The 15,344-nt window shown below is 73.5% G+C and carries 17 protein-coding genes; 8 read left to right on the plus strand and 9 right to left on the minus strand.

Annotation, left to right across the window (positions count from 1 at the left end; translation table 11 throughout):
• Positions 1-66: 66 nt before the first annotated feature.
• Genes egtE through egtA form a run of 5 tightly spaced genes read right to left on the minus strand, consistent with a single transcriptional unit; the run spans position 67 to position 5,484 of the window.
• Positions 67-1,305, minus strand: a complete 1,239-nt coding sequence (gene egtE, locus ACGFIM_RS11045) for an ergothioneine biosynthesis PLP-dependent enzyme EgtE (protein WP_393198089.1) — start codon at positions 1,303-1,305, stop codon at positions 67-69.
• Positions 1,302-2,282: an L-histidine N(alpha)-methyltransferase gene (gene egtD, locus ACGFIM_RS11050; protein ID WP_393198092.1), complete on the minus strand. Its 981-nt coding sequence runs from the start codon at positions 2,280-2,282 to the stop codon at positions 1,302-1,304. The genes egtE and egtD overlap by 4 nt, the downstream gene beginning before the upstream one ends.
• A gap of 19 nt (positions 2,283-2,301) precedes the next feature.
• A complete protein-coding gene (gene egtC, locus ACGFIM_RS11055) occupies positions 2,302-3,009 on the minus strand; it encodes an ergothioneine biosynthesis protein EgtC (protein ID WP_393198095.1) in 708 nt (235 codons plus the stop codon).
• A gap of 1 nt (position 3,010) precedes the next feature.
• A complete protein-coding gene (gene egtB, locus ACGFIM_RS11060; RefSeq protein ID WP_393198097.1) occupies positions 3,011-4,300 on the minus strand; it encodes an ergothioneine biosynthesis protein EgtB in 1,290 nt (429 codons plus the stop codon).
• Positions 4,297-5,484 (minus strand): ergothioneine biosynthesis glutamate--cysteine ligase EgtA, encoded by a 1,188-nt coding sequence (egtA, locus tag ACGFIM_RS11065; RefSeq protein ID WP_393198100.1) that lies wholly within the window; start codon positions 5,482-5,484, stop codon positions 4,297-4,299. Before egtA ends, egtB begins: the two co-directional genes overlap by 4 nt.
• A gap of 411 nt (positions 5,485-5,895) precedes the next feature.
• On the opposite strand from egtA, the gene ACGFIM_RS11070 reads away from it, so the two are divergent.
• The gene (locus ACGFIM_RS11070; RefSeq protein WP_393198103.1) at positions 5,896-6,207 is read left to right on the plus strand and encodes an anti-sigma factor family protein; all 312 of its coding nucleotides are present in this window, start codon (positions 5,896-5,898) and stop codon (positions 6,205-6,207) included.
• A gap of 607 nt (positions 6,208-6,814) precedes the next feature.
• On the plus strand, positions 6,815-7,114 hold the full coding sequence (locus tag ACGFIM_RS11075; RefSeq protein WP_393198106.1) for a hypothetical protein: 300 nt from the start codon (positions 6,815-6,817) through the stop codon (positions 7,112-7,114).
• A gap of 212 nt (positions 7,115-7,326) precedes the next feature.
• Here ACGFIM_RS11075 and ACGFIM_RS11080 read toward each other — a convergent pair whose 3' ends face one another.
• Together ACGFIM_RS11080 and ACGFIM_RS11085 are read right to left on the minus strand one after the other, a co-directional pair.
• Positions 7,327-7,566: an anti-sigma factor family protein gene (locus ACGFIM_RS11080; protein ID WP_393198109.1), complete on the minus strand. Its 240-nt coding sequence runs from the start codon at positions 7,564-7,566 to the stop codon at positions 7,327-7,329.
• Between the two features lie 81 nt (positions 7,567-7,647).
• Positions 7,648-8,289: an RNA polymerase sigma factor gene (locus ACGFIM_RS11085; protein WP_393198112.1), complete on the minus strand. Its 642-nt coding sequence runs from the start codon at positions 8,287-8,289 to the stop codon at positions 7,648-7,650.
• Between the two features lie 187 nt (positions 8,290-8,476).
• Between ACGFIM_RS11085 and ACGFIM_RS11090 the strand changes: the two genes are divergently transcribed.
• Positions 8,477-9,019, plus strand: coding sequence for an NUDIX hydrolase (locus ACGFIM_RS11090; protein ID WP_393198115.1), 543 nt, complete (start codon positions 8,477-8,479; stop codon positions 9,017-9,019).
• Between the two features lie 79 nt (positions 9,020-9,098).
• Here the strand turns inward: ACGFIM_RS11090 and ACGFIM_RS11095 are convergent, their stop codons facing one another.
• The gene (locus tag ACGFIM_RS11095) at positions 9,099-9,563 is read right to left on the minus strand and encodes a hypothetical protein (protein WP_393198118.1); all 465 of its coding nucleotides are present in this window, start codon (positions 9,561-9,563) and stop codon (positions 9,099-9,101) included.
• Positions 9,564-9,981: 418 nt separating this feature from the next.
• On the opposite strand from ACGFIM_RS11095, the gene ACGFIM_RS11100 reads away from it, so the two are divergent.
• From ACGFIM_RS11100 to ACGFIM_RS11110, 3 genes are read left to right on the plus strand one after another with little or no spacing between them, the layout of a single operon-like run.
• Entirely contained in the window at positions 9,982-10,620 is a 639-nt protein-coding gene (locus ACGFIM_RS11100; RefSeq protein WP_393198121.1) for a TetR family transcriptional regulator, read from the plus strand.
• Positions 10,617-10,817 (plus strand): ferredoxin, encoded by a 201-nt coding sequence (locus tag ACGFIM_RS11105; protein ID WP_393198124.1) that lies wholly within the window; start codon positions 10,617-10,619, stop codon positions 10,815-10,817. Before ACGFIM_RS11100 ends, ACGFIM_RS11105 begins: the two co-directional genes overlap by 4 nt.
• Position 10,818: 1 nt before the next feature.
• Positions 10,819-12,096: a cytochrome P450 gene (locus tag ACGFIM_RS11110; RefSeq protein WP_393198127.1), complete on the plus strand. Its 1,278-nt coding sequence runs from the start codon at positions 10,819-10,821 to the stop codon at positions 12,094-12,096.
• Between the two features lie 58 nt (positions 12,097-12,154).
• On the opposite strand, the gene ACGFIM_RS11115 is transcribed toward ACGFIM_RS11110, so the two are convergent.
• Positions 12,155-13,174, minus strand: coding sequence for a LacI family DNA-binding transcriptional regulator (locus tag ACGFIM_RS11115; RefSeq protein WP_393198130.1), 1,020 nt, complete (start codon positions 13,172-13,174; stop codon positions 12,155-12,157).
• 226 nt (positions 13,175-13,400) lie between these two features.
• Between ACGFIM_RS11115 and ACGFIM_RS11120 the strand changes: the two genes are divergently transcribed.
• Both ACGFIM_RS11120 and ACGFIM_RS11125 read left to right on the plus strand, forming a co-directional pair.
• Positions 13,401-14,093 (plus strand): hypothetical protein, encoded by a 693-nt coding sequence (locus ACGFIM_RS11120; RefSeq protein ID WP_393198133.1) that lies wholly within the window; start codon positions 13,401-13,403, stop codon positions 14,091-14,093.
• 97 nt (positions 14,094-14,190) lie between these two features.
• Positions 14,191-15,342, plus strand: coding sequence for a beta-1,3-glucanase family protein (locus tag ACGFIM_RS11125; RefSeq protein WP_393198136.1), 1,152 nt, complete (start codon positions 14,191-14,193; stop codon positions 15,340-15,342).
• Positions 15,343-15,344: the final 2 nt, after the last annotated feature.

The raw sequence follows: 15,344 nt of genomic DNA on the forward strand, positions 1-15,344 counted from the left end.
GTCCTCAGCGTCGGCGGCTTCGCGCCTGCGGCGTCCCGTACCGGCCGGAAGGCGGACAGGCGCGGGTCAGGAGGGGGTGGAGAGGAGCTTGGCGAGGGTCTCCAGGGTCTCCGGCGGCGTGCCGGGGGGCGGGGAGATGCGCAGGACCGGCTCGCGCAGGTCGAGCGGGGCGCGGGCGGCCGGCACGACGCCCACCAGCAGGTCCGCCGCGCGGGCGCGGGCGGCGGCGCGCTCCACGCTGTCGTGGGGCGGCGGCAGCAGCGTGACGAGGGCGGACGGCTCGTCCAGGGGCTCGCACACGCGCCAGCCGCCGGCCCCGTCGAGCAGCTCCCGGGCCAGCCGCCCCAGCCCGGCCAGGTGCGCGTGAACGGCGGCGGGGCCGAGCGCGTGGTGCTCGAGCACGGCCACGCCGAGCCCGGCGCGGGCCGCGATGACGCCCTCCGAGCTCTCGTAGCGGGCGGCCCCCGGCACCGGGCGCGGATCCCGTTCAGGGTCCTCCCAGATGTGGCCGCTCAGCGTGGGCGCGGGGGCGTCCATCACGGCGTCCACGGCGGGGGTCAGGCCGGGGACGATGAGGAAGCCGGCACCGCGCGGGCCCGCCAGCCATTTCCTGGACGTCCCCACGTACGCGGTGGCCCCGGCCCCGCGCACGTCCACGTGGCCGAGCGACTGGCAGACGTCGAGCACGAGCGGCACCCCGAAGTCCCGGCAGAGCGCGCCCAGCTCGGCCACCGGCTGCACGACGCCCCGGTGCGAGGCGATGTGGGAGAGCACCACCAGGTCCAGCCCGGCCTCCAGCGCCCGGCGCAGGCCGTCCGGGTCGATCCTGGTGTCACCGCCGGCCGGGAGGTCCACGAGCCGCCAGCCGTTACGCCCGGCCAGGCGGTGCAGCAGCATGACCGTGCTGCCGTACTCGGTGCGGGCCCGTCCCACCCGGGTGCCGGGGCCGAGCCGCCAGCCGCCCAGCAGGGCCGCCATCGCCGCCGTTCCACTCTCCAGGAACGCCACGTCCTGCGGTCCCGCCCCGGCCAGCGCCGCCAGGGCCCGCCGGGCCTCGGTGAGGTCGGGTACGGCGCGGTAGCCGCCGCGCTCGCGCTCCAGCGCCAGGTGGGCGGTCATCGCGTCGAGCACCCGGTCGCTGGGCACGTTGCAGCCGGCCGCGTCCAGGTGCCCGGCGGGCATCACGCTCCGCGCCGCCCGCCACGCCTCCCCGGCCTGCTCGGGGCGGATCTCCCCCGCGGGCCGTCCCGTCACCGCCGCCGCGCCGTCGCCGGTGGGGGCGGGGTGCACCGGCCCGGCCGTCATACCCCGGCCAGCAGCAGGGCGAAGTCGCCGGACGGGTCGGTGTGGACGCGCAGCGGGGTGAACCCGGCCGACTCCAGCTCTCCCCGCAGCCCGTCCAGCCGGAACTTGGCGCTGATCTCCGTACGCATCTCCTCCCCTTCCGCGAAGTCCACGGCCAGGCCGAGCCCGCCGACCCGCACCCGCATCGGGCGCGTGGCGCGCAGCCGCATCTCGATCCAGTCCCGCTCCTCGTCGTAGCGGGCGACGTGCGCGAACGCCTCAGGCGCGAAGTCGGCCTCCAGCTCCCGGTTGATGACGTGCAGCACGTTCCTGTTGAACGCGGCCGTCACCCCGCCCGCGTCGTCGTAGGCCGCCACCAGCCGCCCGGTGTCCTTCACCAGGTCGGCGCCCAGCAGGAACGTCTCACCCGGCCGCAGCGTCGCGCGCAGCCCGGCGAGGAACGCCGACCGCGCCGCCGGTTCGAGGTTGCCGATCGTGCCGCCGAGGAAGGCCACCATGCGCCGCCCGTCGCGCGGCAGCAGCGCCAGGTGCCGTTCGAAGTCGGCGCACACCGCCTGGACGGCCAGCCCCGGGTAGCGGGCGGCCAGCCGGTGCGCGGCGCTCTCCAGCGTCACCGCGTCCACGTCCACCGGCGTGTAGCCGTGCAGCGTGCCGGCGGCGGCCAGCGCGTCGAGCAGCAGCACGGTCTTCTCGCTGGTGCCCGAGCCCAGCTCGACCAGCGTGTCGGCGCGGCCTGCGGCGGCGAGGTCCTTGGCGTGCGCCCGCAGGATCGCAAGCTCGCGCCGCGTCGGGTAGTACTCGGGCAGCCGGGTGATCCGCGAGAACAGCTCGCTGCCCGCGGCGTCGTAGAACCACTTGGGCGGCAGCCACTTGGGCGTCGCGGTCAGGCCGGTCCTGACGTCGGTCTCCAGCGCCTGGCGCAGGTAGCCGCGGTCGAGATGATTGATCAGGCGGACGGTTGACGGGATGGCGGGCACGAGGCCTCCTGAAGTGAGATCACAACGGCTGGATCGTGACGTCCTCGCCGGAGACGGTCAGCAGAGCGCGGTCGGGCACGGCCCGCCAGCCCGGCGAGTCGTCCAGCGGCTCGCTGGCCACCAGCACGCCGTCGTGGTGTCGTTGATGGAACAGGGTGTCGCCCCAGACGGTCGCGACAAGGGACGCGCCGTCGCAGGCGAGCAGGTTGAGCCGGGCGGCGGGGTCCTTCTCCCCGGCCCGTACGACGACGTCGGCCAGGGCCTCGCCGAGCTCCGCCCCGGCCCGGCCGCGCTGGAACACGGCGGCGGCGAGCCAGGCGGAGTCACAGGTGCTCTCGGCACCGTCGGCGAGGTCCTTGACCGCGTCGCGGTCGACCCTGCCGTTGTGGCTGAGCAGCCAGGCGCCGTCGGCGAACGGCGCGGTGGCGCTCTCCTCGACCGGCATGCCCACCGTGGCCGAGCGGACGGCCGCGAGCAGGCAGGTCGAGCGGGCTACTTCGGCGAGCGCCGCCAGGTTGGCGTCGGTCCACATGGGCACCGACCGCCGGTACCGGACGGGCTCGGGACGGGCCGGGTCGTACCAGCCCATCCCGTAGCCGTCGGCGTTGATCAGGCCGTGCCGCTGGCGGCGGGGCGCGTACGACTGGACGAGCAGCCCGTACGGCGGCTCGTGGATGAGCGAGGCGAGCGTCCTCGGGGCGCCCAGCCACGCGGCGTGGCGGCACATCTCAGCTCTCCGACCTGGCGCAGCGGAACCCGGTGAAGATCTGCCGCCTGATCGGGTAGTCCCAGTTCCTGAACGTGGTGCGCACCGCCGCCGGATCGGCGGCCCACGAGCCGCCGCGCAGCACGCGGTACTCCTCGCCGAAGAACACCTCGCTGTACTCCTTGTACGGGAAGCTGCGGAAGCCCGGGTAGCCGTGGAACCACGTATCGGTCCACTCCCACACGTCGCCCACCATCTGCTCCACCCCGTACGCCGACGCCCCCGCCGGGTACGCGCCGAGCGGCGCGGGGTGCGAGGCGCGGTGCCCGAGGTTCGCCAGGGCGGGCGTGGGGTCGCTGTCGCCCCACGGGTAGCGCCGGGAGCGCCGCTGCTCGGGGTCCCAGCCGCAGGCCTTCTCCCACTCGGCCTCGGTGGGCAGCCGCTTGCCCGCCCAGCGGGCGTAGGCGTCGGCCTCGTACCAGCAGACGTGCTGGACCGGCTCGTCCATGGGGACGGGCTCGACGCGGCCGAAGCGGTTGCGGTACCAGGTGCCGCCGTCCCTGGTCCAGAAGAGCGGCGCGGTGGCGCCGCTGGTCTGCCGCCAGTGCCAGCCCTCGGGGGTCCACCAGCGCGGGTCGTCGTAGCCGCCGTCCTCGATGAAGTCGGCGTACGCGCGGTTGCCGACGGGCAGCCGGTCGATCCAGTAGCCGGGCAGGTCCACCCAGGTGGCGGGGCGCTCGTTGTCGTAGGCCCAGGGCAGCGTGTCGGTGCCCATGAGGAACGGCCCCGCCGGGATGTGCACCTCCTCGGGCCCGCCGGAGCGGCCGCGCGGCAGCTCGCCGTCGCGGACCAGGCCCGGCTGCCCGGACAGCTGCAGGGTGGCGAGCATGGTCTCGTCGTGCTGGTGCTCGTGCTGGATGACCAGGCCGAACACGAACCCGTCGCGGTTGAGCGGCCGCGGATCGTCCAGGTCGATCGCGTCGAGCACGTCGAGCACGCGCCCGCGCACGCCCTCGATGTAGCGGCGGGCCTCGGCGGGCCGCAGGAAGGGCAGGCTGGGGCGGTCCTTGCGCGGGGTCTTGAACGCGTCGTAGATGTCGTCGATCTCGGGACGCAGCGGCGTGATGCCGGCGGCGGCCCGCAGCACCCACAGCTCCTCGTAGTTGCCGACGTGGGCGAGGTCCCACACCAGCGGCGACATCAGCGGGGAGTGCTGGCGGACCAGCAGGTCGTCGTCGGCCTCCGTGTAGGTGAGCGAGCGGTCGCGCACCGCGATGAGCTGGGCGGCGATGCGTTCCTTGACGTCGGTCATAGCAGTCCTTCGAGGGTCAGGTCGGCCGCCGGCGAGCGGCCGGGCGTCACGTGCCGGTCGGCGAACGCGGCCACCGCGCCCATCAGGGCGGCGTCCGCGCCGAGCCGGGGCAGGGCGTCGAGCGCGGCGCGGAAACAGGTCTCGGCGGCCCGGCCGAGCCGCGGGTCGGCCAGCCCGCAGCGCGCCGCCGCCGTCCATGCGTGCCGGTGCGGCTCCACGGCGGCCATCGCCGTGTCGGCGGCCCGGTCATCGGTGATGAGCGCGTACGTCACCGCCACGCAGACCGGCCAGGCCGACGGGTGCTGCGCGTCGAGGTAGCGGATCTCCAGCCAGCCTCGGGGGCGGACCGGAGGGAAGACGGTGGTGGCGTGGTAGGCGAGGTCCTCTGCCGTGGGCCGGCGCGGTCCGCCGCCTTCCAGCCAGTCCCGGAACGTCGAGCCGTCCCGGATCGTGCGGTAGTGGTCGTCGTTCTCGCGTACGAGCATGAGGCGGGCGTTCAGCAGGTACTCCGCCCAGTCGGCGGCGGGGTCGCCGGTGCGGGGGACGGGGGACGTCCTGGTGGGGTCGAGGCGGTCCCAGACCGCCTGGCGGCCCGACATCCAGCCGCAGGGGCGGCCGTCACTGAGCGGCGAGTTGGCGAACGCGGCCAGCAGCATCGGGCCGAGCGCGTGCGCGCGCTCCCAGCGGACGGCGGGGCTGCTTCCCAGGTCCACGTTGACCTGGATGGAGGCGGTCGAGCACATCATGAGCGCCCCGTACGGGCGGCCGAGGAACTCCGCCATGGCGTTGTACCTGGGGAGCGTGAGCTGGCGGCGGGCCGGGCGCACCGGGTCGAGCCCCACCCCGCCGAGCGCCAGCCCTTCGGCGTGCAGGGCGTCGCCGGCCGCCGCCACGTCGGCCTCCAGCGCGGTCAGCATGAGCGGGAGCGAGCCCGCGGGCCCGGACAGCTCGAGCTGGCCGCCGGGTTCGAACGTCACCTTGCTCCCGCCCGGCAGCAGCGGCGGCAGGGCCCGCTCGATTCTGGCCACCGGCACCTGCCCGGTGACGTCCGTACGGTCGAAGACCAGGAACTCCAGCTCCACGCCCACCCGGTCGCCGCCGGCCGGACGGAAGCTGTTGCGCGCGAAGTCGGCCACCTCAGAGGCGTCCCGCAGCGGTGCGCTCTCGGCCGTGACACCGATCATCGTCCTCCCCTCGCCGGTCAGTACGGAGCTACAGACCCGCGAGGCGCCGGAACGTTACACCGCAAATGCGGGCGTAACGGATAAAGCGGAACGGGAACTAGGTCCCATGGACGACGGCACCGGCTCAGACGGGGGCAAGAACGTATGAAGCGCCCGCTCACAGGAGGAGACAACCGAACCCCGGGAGAACGAGACGACACGCGCCTCTCACCGGCCTGCGGCCAGCCGGCCCCACCGCCCCACCGGGACGAGCCGATCCCACCGGCACATGGGAACGAGCCGGCCCCGCCGACCCCTCGAGACGAACCGATCCCACCGGCGCGGCGGAACGAGCGAATCCCACCGGCGCGGCGGGACGAGCCGATCCCACCGGCACGGGACGGCGGGCGAATGCCGCAGGACTGTGCGGCCGTGCTCGCTGCGCTGACCGACTACCTGGACGGGGCGATCGAGCCCGCACGGCGCAGGGCCATGACGCGGCACCTGCGCGCGTGCCCAGGGTGCGCGCGATGGCTGGCGCAGCTCCGCGCCACGATCGCCGCGCTCGGCTGCCTGCGCTCCGGCTCCCTCACCCCCGCCGCGCTGGCCGCCCTGCGCGCCTGCTTCGCCCGCGACCCCCACCGTACGGACGCCGGCCGCGGCGAACGCCCCCGCGCCCTCCGCACAACACGACGACCAGCCACAAGAAACGACCCCCGAAACGGCCTGGGACGCCGACGCTGAACGCCGTCGCGGCAGCCACCAGACCCGTCCATCCACCCGGCCATGGCACCGACCACCCCGCACATCACCCGCAGCCCCGCCACGGGCGCCACTCGAAGCGCGCACCCGGGCCCCTTCGCAGCACACGAGAGACGACACGCGAAACACGGCCTGAGCCGGCACCGCCACGCACAGGCCACCCCTCCGCAGCCACCCGGACACCTACGCAGCGAGCCCCCGACCAACCACGAAAGACAGCACACGCAACAGCCCGAGGCGTCGGCGCCAGGGACGGGTGGTGTTGACCGGGGGCGCTAGGTGGAGGCGCATCGACGCGAGAAACGGGTGATGCCGAACCCAGAAAAGCCGGGCAAAGACGCACCGGCGCGAGAACCGGATGGCGCCGAACCCAGGAAAGCCGGGTGGAGGCGCTGGGTGCGCGCGGATGTCGATGAGGCGGCACCTGAGTTTCGCGCCCAGGGGTGTGACGGGCGAGTGACCGCCGCGCCGGTGGCACCGAGCCGCCCTGCCCGTACGGACATGTGGCGTCACCGCTGTTCCGATGTCATCTCCCGCTGGGTACTGCTCATGTGCATCCCAGGTCACAGCAGTCCCGTCAGGGAGATCCATGCTCACGAAGAAGGCCCTCGCCACGGCGCTCGGCGCGGTGATGTCCGTGACGCTGCTGACGGCAGTGACAGCGGCACCCGCCGGCGCCCGCGCCACGGCCACGAGATCGACACCCGGTGCGGCGTCCTTGACGTGGAGCCTATGCCGGCTCCAGTACCTCCTCTACCACATCTCCTCAGAAGCCTTGACCATGTGCTGCTGGGCCGACGACGCACCTGCGGCCTACTGCTCGCACCTGTGGGGCGACTCGAGCCCCGCCGCCTGGAGCGCGCCCGCGTCACCCGGCCGCACCGGCTGATCACCGCGAAGGCGGGGTCAACGCCGTGCCGGCCGACCTGGCCGAAAGGGACTGTGCTGACCGACCTGGCCGAAAGGGGGGTCCGGCGCCTTTCCCGACGCCCGTCGAACACACCGGCGTCTCACTGCGGGGCAGGCAGCCAGGGCGTCTTTCAGAGACCGATGTGACCGCTCGGCTCCGGCACGCCGCAGATCAGCGCTTCGAGACGGGCCCTAGGCGCGGCGGCGTTGGCGGAAGGCGGTCATGAGGCGGTCGCGCACGCCGGCGGAGAGCTTCTCCGGCGGCTGGTCGCCGAGCGCCCTGATGGTGGCGCGGAACTGCTCGAAGTAACGCTCGCACCACTCGCATCCGGCCAAGTGGGCCCTGATGCCGTCGCGGGCGAGCCGATCGAGGGCGCCGTCAAGGTAGGCGGTGAGGGATTCCGCCAGCTCGTCGCAGGTGAACCGCTTCACGACGTGGACCGCCCTTGCCGTTGGAGATGAACCGCTTCACTTCATTGTCGCCGCTTTACGACCGTGATGGGACCGTCGATTTCATTCGGGTTGCTTGACGGACTCGTAGTAGTCGGCCAGCCAGCCGCGTACGGCGGTGCGGGCGCGGTGGAGCAGCACCCGCTGGTTGGCCGCGGAGATCTCCAGGATCTCGCAGACCTCGTCGGATGTGCACCCTTCGACGTCGCGGAGGGTGATCACGACCCGCTGCCGTGGCGGCAGCCGCGCCAGGGCGTCCGCGATCAGCGTGCGGACCTCGGCCGCCAGCGCCTCGCCCTCGGGCGTCGGCCACACCCCGCCGGGGTCGCTCCAGCCGCCGGGCAACGGCCCCAGCGCGCGCGGCCCCGGCTCGTACGGCTCCCCGTCGGCTCCGAACGTGCTCCACGGCAGCGTGCGGCTCTCGCGCACCCCGCGCTTCTTCGCGGTGTTGACCAGGATGCGGTAGACCCACGTCTTGATCGAGGACCGCTGCTCGAAGCCGTCGATGCCGTCGATGACGGCGAGCCAGGTGTCCTGAACGACCTCCTCCGCCGACTGGTCGGTGGACACGTAAGACCTGGCGACCCGCAGCATGCCCCGTGACCAGGTGTCGAGCAGCGCCGCGAACATCTCCTCGTCGCCCGCGCGCAGGGCCGTGACGACGACCTCGTCAGGTGGCAGCCCTCCGCCTGCGCATGACCCCACGATCGCTTCCCTCCGGTCGAACGCCGGGACGCCCCTAGGCCCCCGCTCCGACCGCGGCGGGCCGGCGCTGCCCCAGGGTAGCCTTCCCCACTGACGTTTCCCCGGGGTCCGCGTTCCTAGCCCTACCGGTGCGTATCGTCGGCGAGACTGGGGGTAAGGGAGCGGGTGGAGCGGTGAGGAGCGTGTGATGCGACGGCGGTCGGAGAGGCTGCTCTATGCGGCCAACGGAGTCGATCTGGGGGTCGCCGACGTCGAGCTGACCGGTGGCGAGCGCGTCGAGCGGCCGTTCATCCGTACGCCGCTCGCGGCTGGGGCGGTCGTCTTCCACGACGGCCGGGTGCTGCTGCTGTGGCGGCGCAGCCCCATCACCGACACGCCCGGCTGGGAGATCCCGCTCGGCGACGTCGAGCCCGGCGAGGAGCCGCAGGAGGCGGCGGCCCGCCACGTCGAGGAGCTGACGGGCTGGCGGCCCGGCCCGATGCTGCCGCTGATCCGCACCAGACCGGCCGGTGACGTCGCCGACTGCGAGCATGTCGTGTTCGCCGCCCATCAGGCCACCGAGGTGCCCGGCCGCGCCGCCGGCGGCGACGAGGAGCGCGGGCGGGCCGAGTGGGTGCCGATGCTGCGCGTCCAGGGGCTCATCGAGGAGCAGGCCATCACCTCCGCCACCACGTCGGCGGCCCTGCTGCACTTCCTCGCCGACCTCCTCCAGGCCCGCACCGCCCACTGACCACCGGCTCCAGGCCCGCGCCGTCCGCTGACCACACGGCCCGCGCGGCTCCTTCAGGCCCGCGCCGCGCGCTGCCCCCTCAGGGCCGTTCGGCCTCTTCCAGCCGCGCGGATGGTCGTTGTTCCCGCAGCCGCGCGCGCCGGCCGGCGAGCAGGCCGGTGCCGGTGACGACGGCGAGCACGCCGACGATGACGCCGAGCGAGAGCGGCGTCGGGACCTCCGGTACGCCGGGCCGGACCCCGTGCGCCCAGTGCAGGATCAGCTTGGCCCCGATGAAGGCGAGGATGACGGCGAGGCCGTGGTCGAGGTGCCGCAGCCTGGCCGGCACGCCCCGCAGCACGAAGTACAGGGCGCGCAGGCCGAGCAGCGCGAACGCGTTCGTGGCGAACACCAGGTACGGGTCCTCGGTGACGCCGTAGACGGCGGGCACGGAGTCCACGGCGAAGACGATGCCGGTGGCCGGGATGGCGACCGCGGCGAGCGCCAGCGGGGTGAGCGCCCTGCGCCCGTTCTCGCGGACGAGCAGGCGCGAGCCCCAGCCCACAGGTAGCCGCCGAAGAGCACGGGCAGCAGCAGGTAGAACACCGACCAGCCGGCCGCCGCGCGCACGCTCTCCGCGCGCCGGCGGCGGGTCAGCAGCAGGTCGAGCGCGAGCAGCAGCACCAGAGCCGCCACGGTGGCCGACCACAGGGCGGGTGCAGCGATCGTGCGCAGCTCGACGGCATGCGCGAACATCCCCGCGGGCCATGGGGAACCTCCTCGAACGTCAGTGATCCGTTCGAGGTCTCCTTCACCCTGCGGGTGGCCGTCCGGGGACGCTCAGGGGCGTCCGTACTGACCGGGCCGGCTCGTGCGAAGTACTCCCCTCGCCGCCCTCAGCGGCGGTGAACTCCCGGCCCTGGCCACCCGGGCTCGAGGAGGCGGTCTTGACGGGACAAATGAACGACTTTTTAAATTCGTTCATGGGACGCATCCCCGGAGTGACCGCGGCCGAGACCCGCGAGCGCCTGCTGCGCGCCGCCGCCGACGCCTTCGCAGAGCGCGGATACGACGGCACCCGCGTGGCCGACATCGCAGCGGCGGCCGGCGTGAGCAACGGCGCCCTGTACGCCCACTTCGGCTCGAAGGCCGACCTGATCGTGGCCGCGCTGCGCGCCCACGGGCGGCGCATGCTGGCCGGCCTGTTCGCCGCCGACCCCGACAGGTCGGCCACGGACCTGCTGCTCACCCTGGGCCGCGGCCTGCCGCGCCGCCGCGACGCGCAGGGCAACCTCGTCGTCGAGGCGCTGGTCGCCGCGCGCAGGGACGGCGAGGTGGCCGCATCGATGCGCGACTACCTGGACGAGCGGGCGAACTGGATCGCCGACCTGGTGCGCGTGGCGCAGGCCGACGGTGAGATCGACCCCGGCGTGTCCGCGGACGCGCTGGCCCACTTCTGCCTCCTGCTCGGGATGGGCAGCGCCCTCGTCACATCCGACCTGCATCCCGTGGACGACGAGGAGTGGACGGCGCTGCTCGTCCGCATCATCGCCGCCCTTGCTCCAGCCGGCGGGGACGGAACCCCCGCCGATCCGACCGCACAGACGGAGGCGACGCCGTGAAACTGCACATCGACCCCGCGCGCTGCCAAGGCCACGGCCGCTGCTACACACTGGCTCCCGAGCTGTTCGGCGAGGACGACGAGGGCTACGGCACGGTGCTGGGCGACGGCCTGGTGCCGGCCGGGCAGGAGAAGGCGGCCCGCCTGGCGGTCGCCAACTGCCCCGAGCACGCCATCGACATCGGCGAGGGGTCGTGACATGAGCGTGGACGAGCGCTTCATCGCGGGATTCCAGGAGGCTCCGGACGCGCCGCAGGGCACGCGCAGCGAGATCGTCACCGGGCCCGTCTCGGACTGGGCGACCGATTTCTCCCACTTAGAGCCGGAGTGGGCCGCCGACCCGTACCCGATACTCGATGACCTGCGCGAGCGCTGCCCGATCGCGCACACCGAGCGGTTCGGCGGCGGCTGGCTGCCGACCCGCTACGAGGACGTGGCCGCCGTCGCCTACGACACCGAGCGGTTCTCCTCGCGCTCGATCATCATGGGCAACTTCCGCCCGCCGCGTGAGACGGCGCCGGTGGGCGGCTCGCCACCGATCTCCTCCGACCCGCCGTTCCACCACCACGCGCGCAAGCTGCTGCTGCCCGCGTTCACGAGGTCGGCGGTGGCCAGGCGGGAGGCGGCGACCAGGGCGTACTGCCACTCGCTTGTGGACGCCCTGGAGGGCAGGACGGTCGTGGACGCCGCCCGCGACTACGCCCAGCACATCCCGGTCCGGGTGATCGCCGACATGCTGGGCTTCCCGCCTGAGGACGGCCCCCGGTTCAGGACGTTCATCGAGAACGTGCTCGAAGGCGTCAACAAGCCGCCGGAGGAGCGTACGGCGGCGATGGACGAGCTGTTCGACTACCTGCTCGAGCAGATCCGCGACCACGTCGACCGCCCGCGCGACGACCTGACCACCTATCTCATCGACGCCGAGCTGTTCGGGCGGAAGCTGGAGGCCTCGCACGTCGCGGGCACGATGGCGCTGCTGCTCATCGCGGGGATCGACACGACGTGGAGCGCGATCGGCGCCTCGCTGTGGCATCTGGCCAAGACCCCGGCCGACCGCGAGCGGCTGGTGGCCGAGCCCGAGCTGCTGCCGACGGCGATGGAGGAGTTCCTGCGGGCGTACGCGCCGGTCACCATGGCCCGCCTGGTCAAGGAGGACATGACCTGGCGCGGCGTGGAGATGAAGGCCGACGACTGGGTGCTGCTGTCGTTCCCCGCGGCCAACCGGGACCCGGCGCAGTTCGAGCGGGCCGGCGAGGTGGTGATCGACCGTGAGGTGAACCGGCACGCGGCGTTCGGGCTGGGCATCCACCGGTGTGTCGGCTCGCATCTGGCGCGCATGGAGCTGCGGGTCGCGCTGGAGGTGTGGCTGGAGCGCATCCCCGTGTTCGAGCTGGCCGACCCGGCGGCGGTGACGTGGGCGTCGGGCCAGGTACGCGGCCCGCGCACGCTCCCGCTCCGCCTGCCCGCCCCTGCCTGACAAGGCCGGACCGGCCTGCCCGCCGCACCCGGCAGACCCGCCCGGCGCGGAGCCCGGCTTACTCGGGGGCCCGCCGGGCAGCGGTGGTCGAGGTGCGGGCCATCAGGTCGGGCTGGAAGATGACCTGGCGGTGCTCGTGCTCGTCCGGCCGGTTGGCCTCCTCCAGCAGCAGCATGGCGGCGGTGCGGCCGATCTGCTCGCGCGGCTGGCGCACGGACGACAGCGGCACGGCGGCCGCCGCCGCGAAGTCGATGTCGTCGTAACCGATGATCGCGAGGTCGTCGGGGACCTTCAGCCCGCGCAGCGTCATCTCCTGCAGCACGCCGATCGCGACCAGGTCGTTGGCGCAGAACACCGCGGTGGGCCGGTCGGCGGGCGGCAGCGCGGCGATCTCCTCGCCGGCCATGCGCCCGGTGGCCACCGTGAGGTCCGGCAGCGCGATCTCGGTGAGCGTGTCGCCGGGGCCGAGCGCGGCGGCCAGCCCGTCGCGCCGCTCGCGCACCTGCCGCACGGTGGAGGGGCCGCCGGCGAAGGCGATGTGGCGGTGGCCCGCCTCGCGTAAGTGCATGCCGGCCAGCCGCCCGCCGAGCACGTCGTCGACGGCCACGGAGCAGCCGTGGCTGTGCCGGGCCGAGCTGTCGAAGCGGACCACGGGGATGCCGCGCGCGACGAGCCGGCTCAGCCGCTCCTCCTCGCCGCTGTCGTTGACCGGGGTGATCAGCACGCCCAGGGGCCGCTGCTCTTCGAACGTGTCGAGCAGGCTCGCCTCGCGGCCGGCGTCCTTGTTGCTGTTGAACACCATGACGGTGAGGTCGGCCTGCTGGGCGGCGCTCTCGACGCCGCGCAGCACGTCGATGAAGAACGGGTTGCCGAGGTCGAGCGCCACCACGCCGATGGTGCGGCTGCGGCCGGCGCGGAGCTGGCGGGCCGAGCCGTTGCGGACGTAGCCGAGCCGCTCGATGGCGGCCTGGACCCGCCGCCGGGTGTCCGGCGCGACCAGGTCGGGGCGGTTGAGCACGTTGCTCACGGTGCCTACGGAGACCCCGGCGAGCCGGGCGACCTCTTTGATGCTCGACATCGTCCCTCGTGTCCCGTGAGCGGCGCGACCTGAACGGAATGTCTCGGGCCGGCGCGGATCGTTCCAGGTCGCGAGGCCCGTTGCCGGTGCGATCATAGCGCAGCGCCCAGAAGCGGCCCGGGGACGGCCGTCCGCGCTTGACCACGATCCACTTCCGTGTCTAGATCGGAAAGCCCGTCCGTCCCGCACCCCTGGAGGACATCTCCATGGCACGAAGGCGTACGCCGTGCTGAGCGAGCGGCCCGGCCCCGCCGGCGAGCGGCGGCGCCGGGTGCTGGGAGTCTCGACGGTGCTGGTGGGCGTGGCCCAGCTGGCGGTGGCCGGCTTCCTCATCACGCTGCCCGGCAGCTCGCCGACGCTCGACCCGCTGACGTTCCCTCAGGAGGAGGGTGACGGGCGCACCCGCGGTCCCGTGGCCGCGCTCAGCCCGCGCCCGATCGCCACCCCGCGCACCGCCGCCTCCCGCGGCCCGGCGAGCGAGCACGACCCCACAGGCGGGCCGACCAGCGGCCCGGCCGTGCCGGTCCCCACTGTGCCGGCCAACACTGTGCCGGTCCCCACTCTGCCGGCCAGCACTGAGCCGACCAGCACTGAGCCGACCAGCACTGAGCCGACCAGCACTGGGCCGACCCCCGCCGGGCCGGAGCGGTGGACCGCCTCCCCCGAGGAGGCCGCCTCGCCCGGCGGCTCCATGCGGCCCGGGTCCGAGCCGGAGGCCGCGCGCGACGGCGAGCCCGTGCCGCCGCGGGCGGCCCGCCGCGCGCCGCGCGAGGTGTCGGTACACGCCCCGGACACGCCGCCGCTCGTCGCCGGAGGCCGCGCGACGCGGACACCGGCCCCGTGGCGGACGCGCATGCCGTCGGGGCTGGTGGACGGGCATCCGGCGGAGACCGGGTACGGGTACGGCCCGCGCTCTTGACATCGCGCCCTAACAGAAAAGAAACTTAACCGAAATCGCGAGAGAGCGCTCTCTCGGATGTCGCTCTCTCCAGGCGCACCCCCCGAGGAGTCGAACGATGATCACCAGAAGGGCGCTGCTGGCCGGCGCGGCGGCCGCCCCCGTCCTCGCGCTCGCCAAGCCCGCCGCACCCGCCCAGGCGGCCACGACGCTGCCCATGACCGTCGTCAACCACACCTACCGCTACGCCAACGACCAGATCTGGCTGTACGTGGTCGGCACCGACCAGCAGACGCAGCAGCAGGTCTTCGCCCGCGCCGACGGCACCAAGGTGCCGGTGTCGCTCTCGCTCAATGGCCCCGACGGCTTCGCCGACCTGTCGATCCCGCTGGCCGCCGACGGCGACACCCGCATCACGCTGCCGTGGATGTCCGGCCGCGTGTACGTCTCCATCGGCCAGAAGATCAAGTTCAGGGTCGTGATCGACGGCAACGGCCGTCCCGCGCTCCAGCACCCGGCCGGCTGGGTCAGCTCCGACCCCAGCTACGACGTGCTGCACGACTTCATGGAATTCACCTTCAACGACGGCGGCATGTTCTGCAACACGACCATGGTCGACATGTTCTCCATCCCGATGGAGATCACGCTCGACGGCAGCCGCAGCCAGACCTCCGGCACGCTGGTGCCCAACGGCCGCGACCAGATCTTCGCGGGCGTCAGGGCGGAGCCGGCCTTCCGCGACCTCGTCATCGGCGACCTCCGCGTCATCGCGCCGGGCCACGGCATCGACGCCGGGCTGTTCTCGCCGACGTACCTCGACCCGTACATCGACGACGTGTGGAACTCCTACGCAGACCGCGACCTGCGCGTGACCGCGAACGGCGTCACCTACACCGGGCGGGTGTCGGGCGGACAGCTCGTCTTCGACAAGGGCATACGCGCGTTCGCCAGGCCGAGCACCCGCGACGTGTTCTACTGCGACGGCGCGCTGCACTCCGACGGCGTCTCGGGGCCGGTCGCGGCGATCCTCGGAGCCGCGTTCAACCGCACGACGCTGCTCAGCCACCCCGACCAGCCGGTCACCGACCACTCGCTGAACTACCGCACCTCGCTGACCAACCACTACGCCCGCGTGCTGCACGCGAGCACCCGCGACGGCAAGGCGTACGGCTACCCCTACGACGACGTGGCCGACGGCTCGACCTACGTCGAGGACCACGCGCCCACCGCGATCAGGTTGCGGCTGACGCCGTTCAACTCCGCCGCCTGAGG

The sequence above is a fragment of the Nonomuraea sp. NPDC049309 genome, assembly GCF_043196965.1.
Taxonomy (GTDB): domain Bacteria; phylum Actinomycetota; class Actinomycetes; order Streptosporangiales; family Streptosporangiaceae; genus Nonomuraea; species Nonomuraea fastidiosa.

Bases quoted from the DNA above. Each gene is read 5' to 3' on its own strand.
- egtE (WP_393198089.1), bottom strand. From the start codon at position 1,305: ATGACGGCCGGGCCGGTGCACCCCGCCCCCACCGGCGACGGCGCGGCG.
- ACGFIM_RS11090 (WP_393198115.1), top strand. From the start codon at position 8,477: ATGCGACGGCGGTCGGAGAGGCTGCTCTATGCGGCCAACGGAGTCGAT.
- ACGFIM_RS11110 (WP_393198127.1), top strand. From the start codon at position 10,819: ATGAGCGTGGACGAGCGCTTCATCGCGGGATTCCAGGAGGCTCCGGAC.
- ACGFIM_RS11075 (WP_393198106.1), top strand. From the start codon at position 6,815: ATGCTCACGAAGAAGGCCCTCGCCACGGCGCTCGGCGCGGTGATGTCC.
- ACGFIM_RS11115 (WP_393198130.1), bottom strand. From the start codon at position 13,174: ATGTCGAGCATCAAAGAGGTCGCCCGGCTCGCCGGGGTCTCCGTAGGC.
- egtC (WP_393198095.1), bottom strand. From the start codon at position 3,009: ATGTGCCGCCACGCCGCGTGGCTGGGCGCCCCGAGGACGCTCGCCTCG.
- ACGFIM_RS11125 (WP_393198136.1), top strand. From the start codon at position 14,191: ATGATCACCAGAAGGGCGCTGCTGGCCGGCGCGGCGGCCGCCCCCGTC.
- egtA (WP_393198100.1), bottom strand. From the start codon at position 5,484: ATGATCGGTGTCACGGCCGAGAGCGCACCGCTGCGGGACGCCTCTGAG.
- egtB (WP_393198097.1), bottom strand. From the start codon at position 4,300: ATGACCGACGTCAAGGAACGCATCGCCGCCCAGCTCATCGCGGTGCGC.
- ACGFIM_RS11100 (WP_393198121.1), top strand. From the start codon at position 9,982: ATGGGACGCATCCCCGGAGTGACCGCGGCCGAGACCCGCGAGCGCCTG.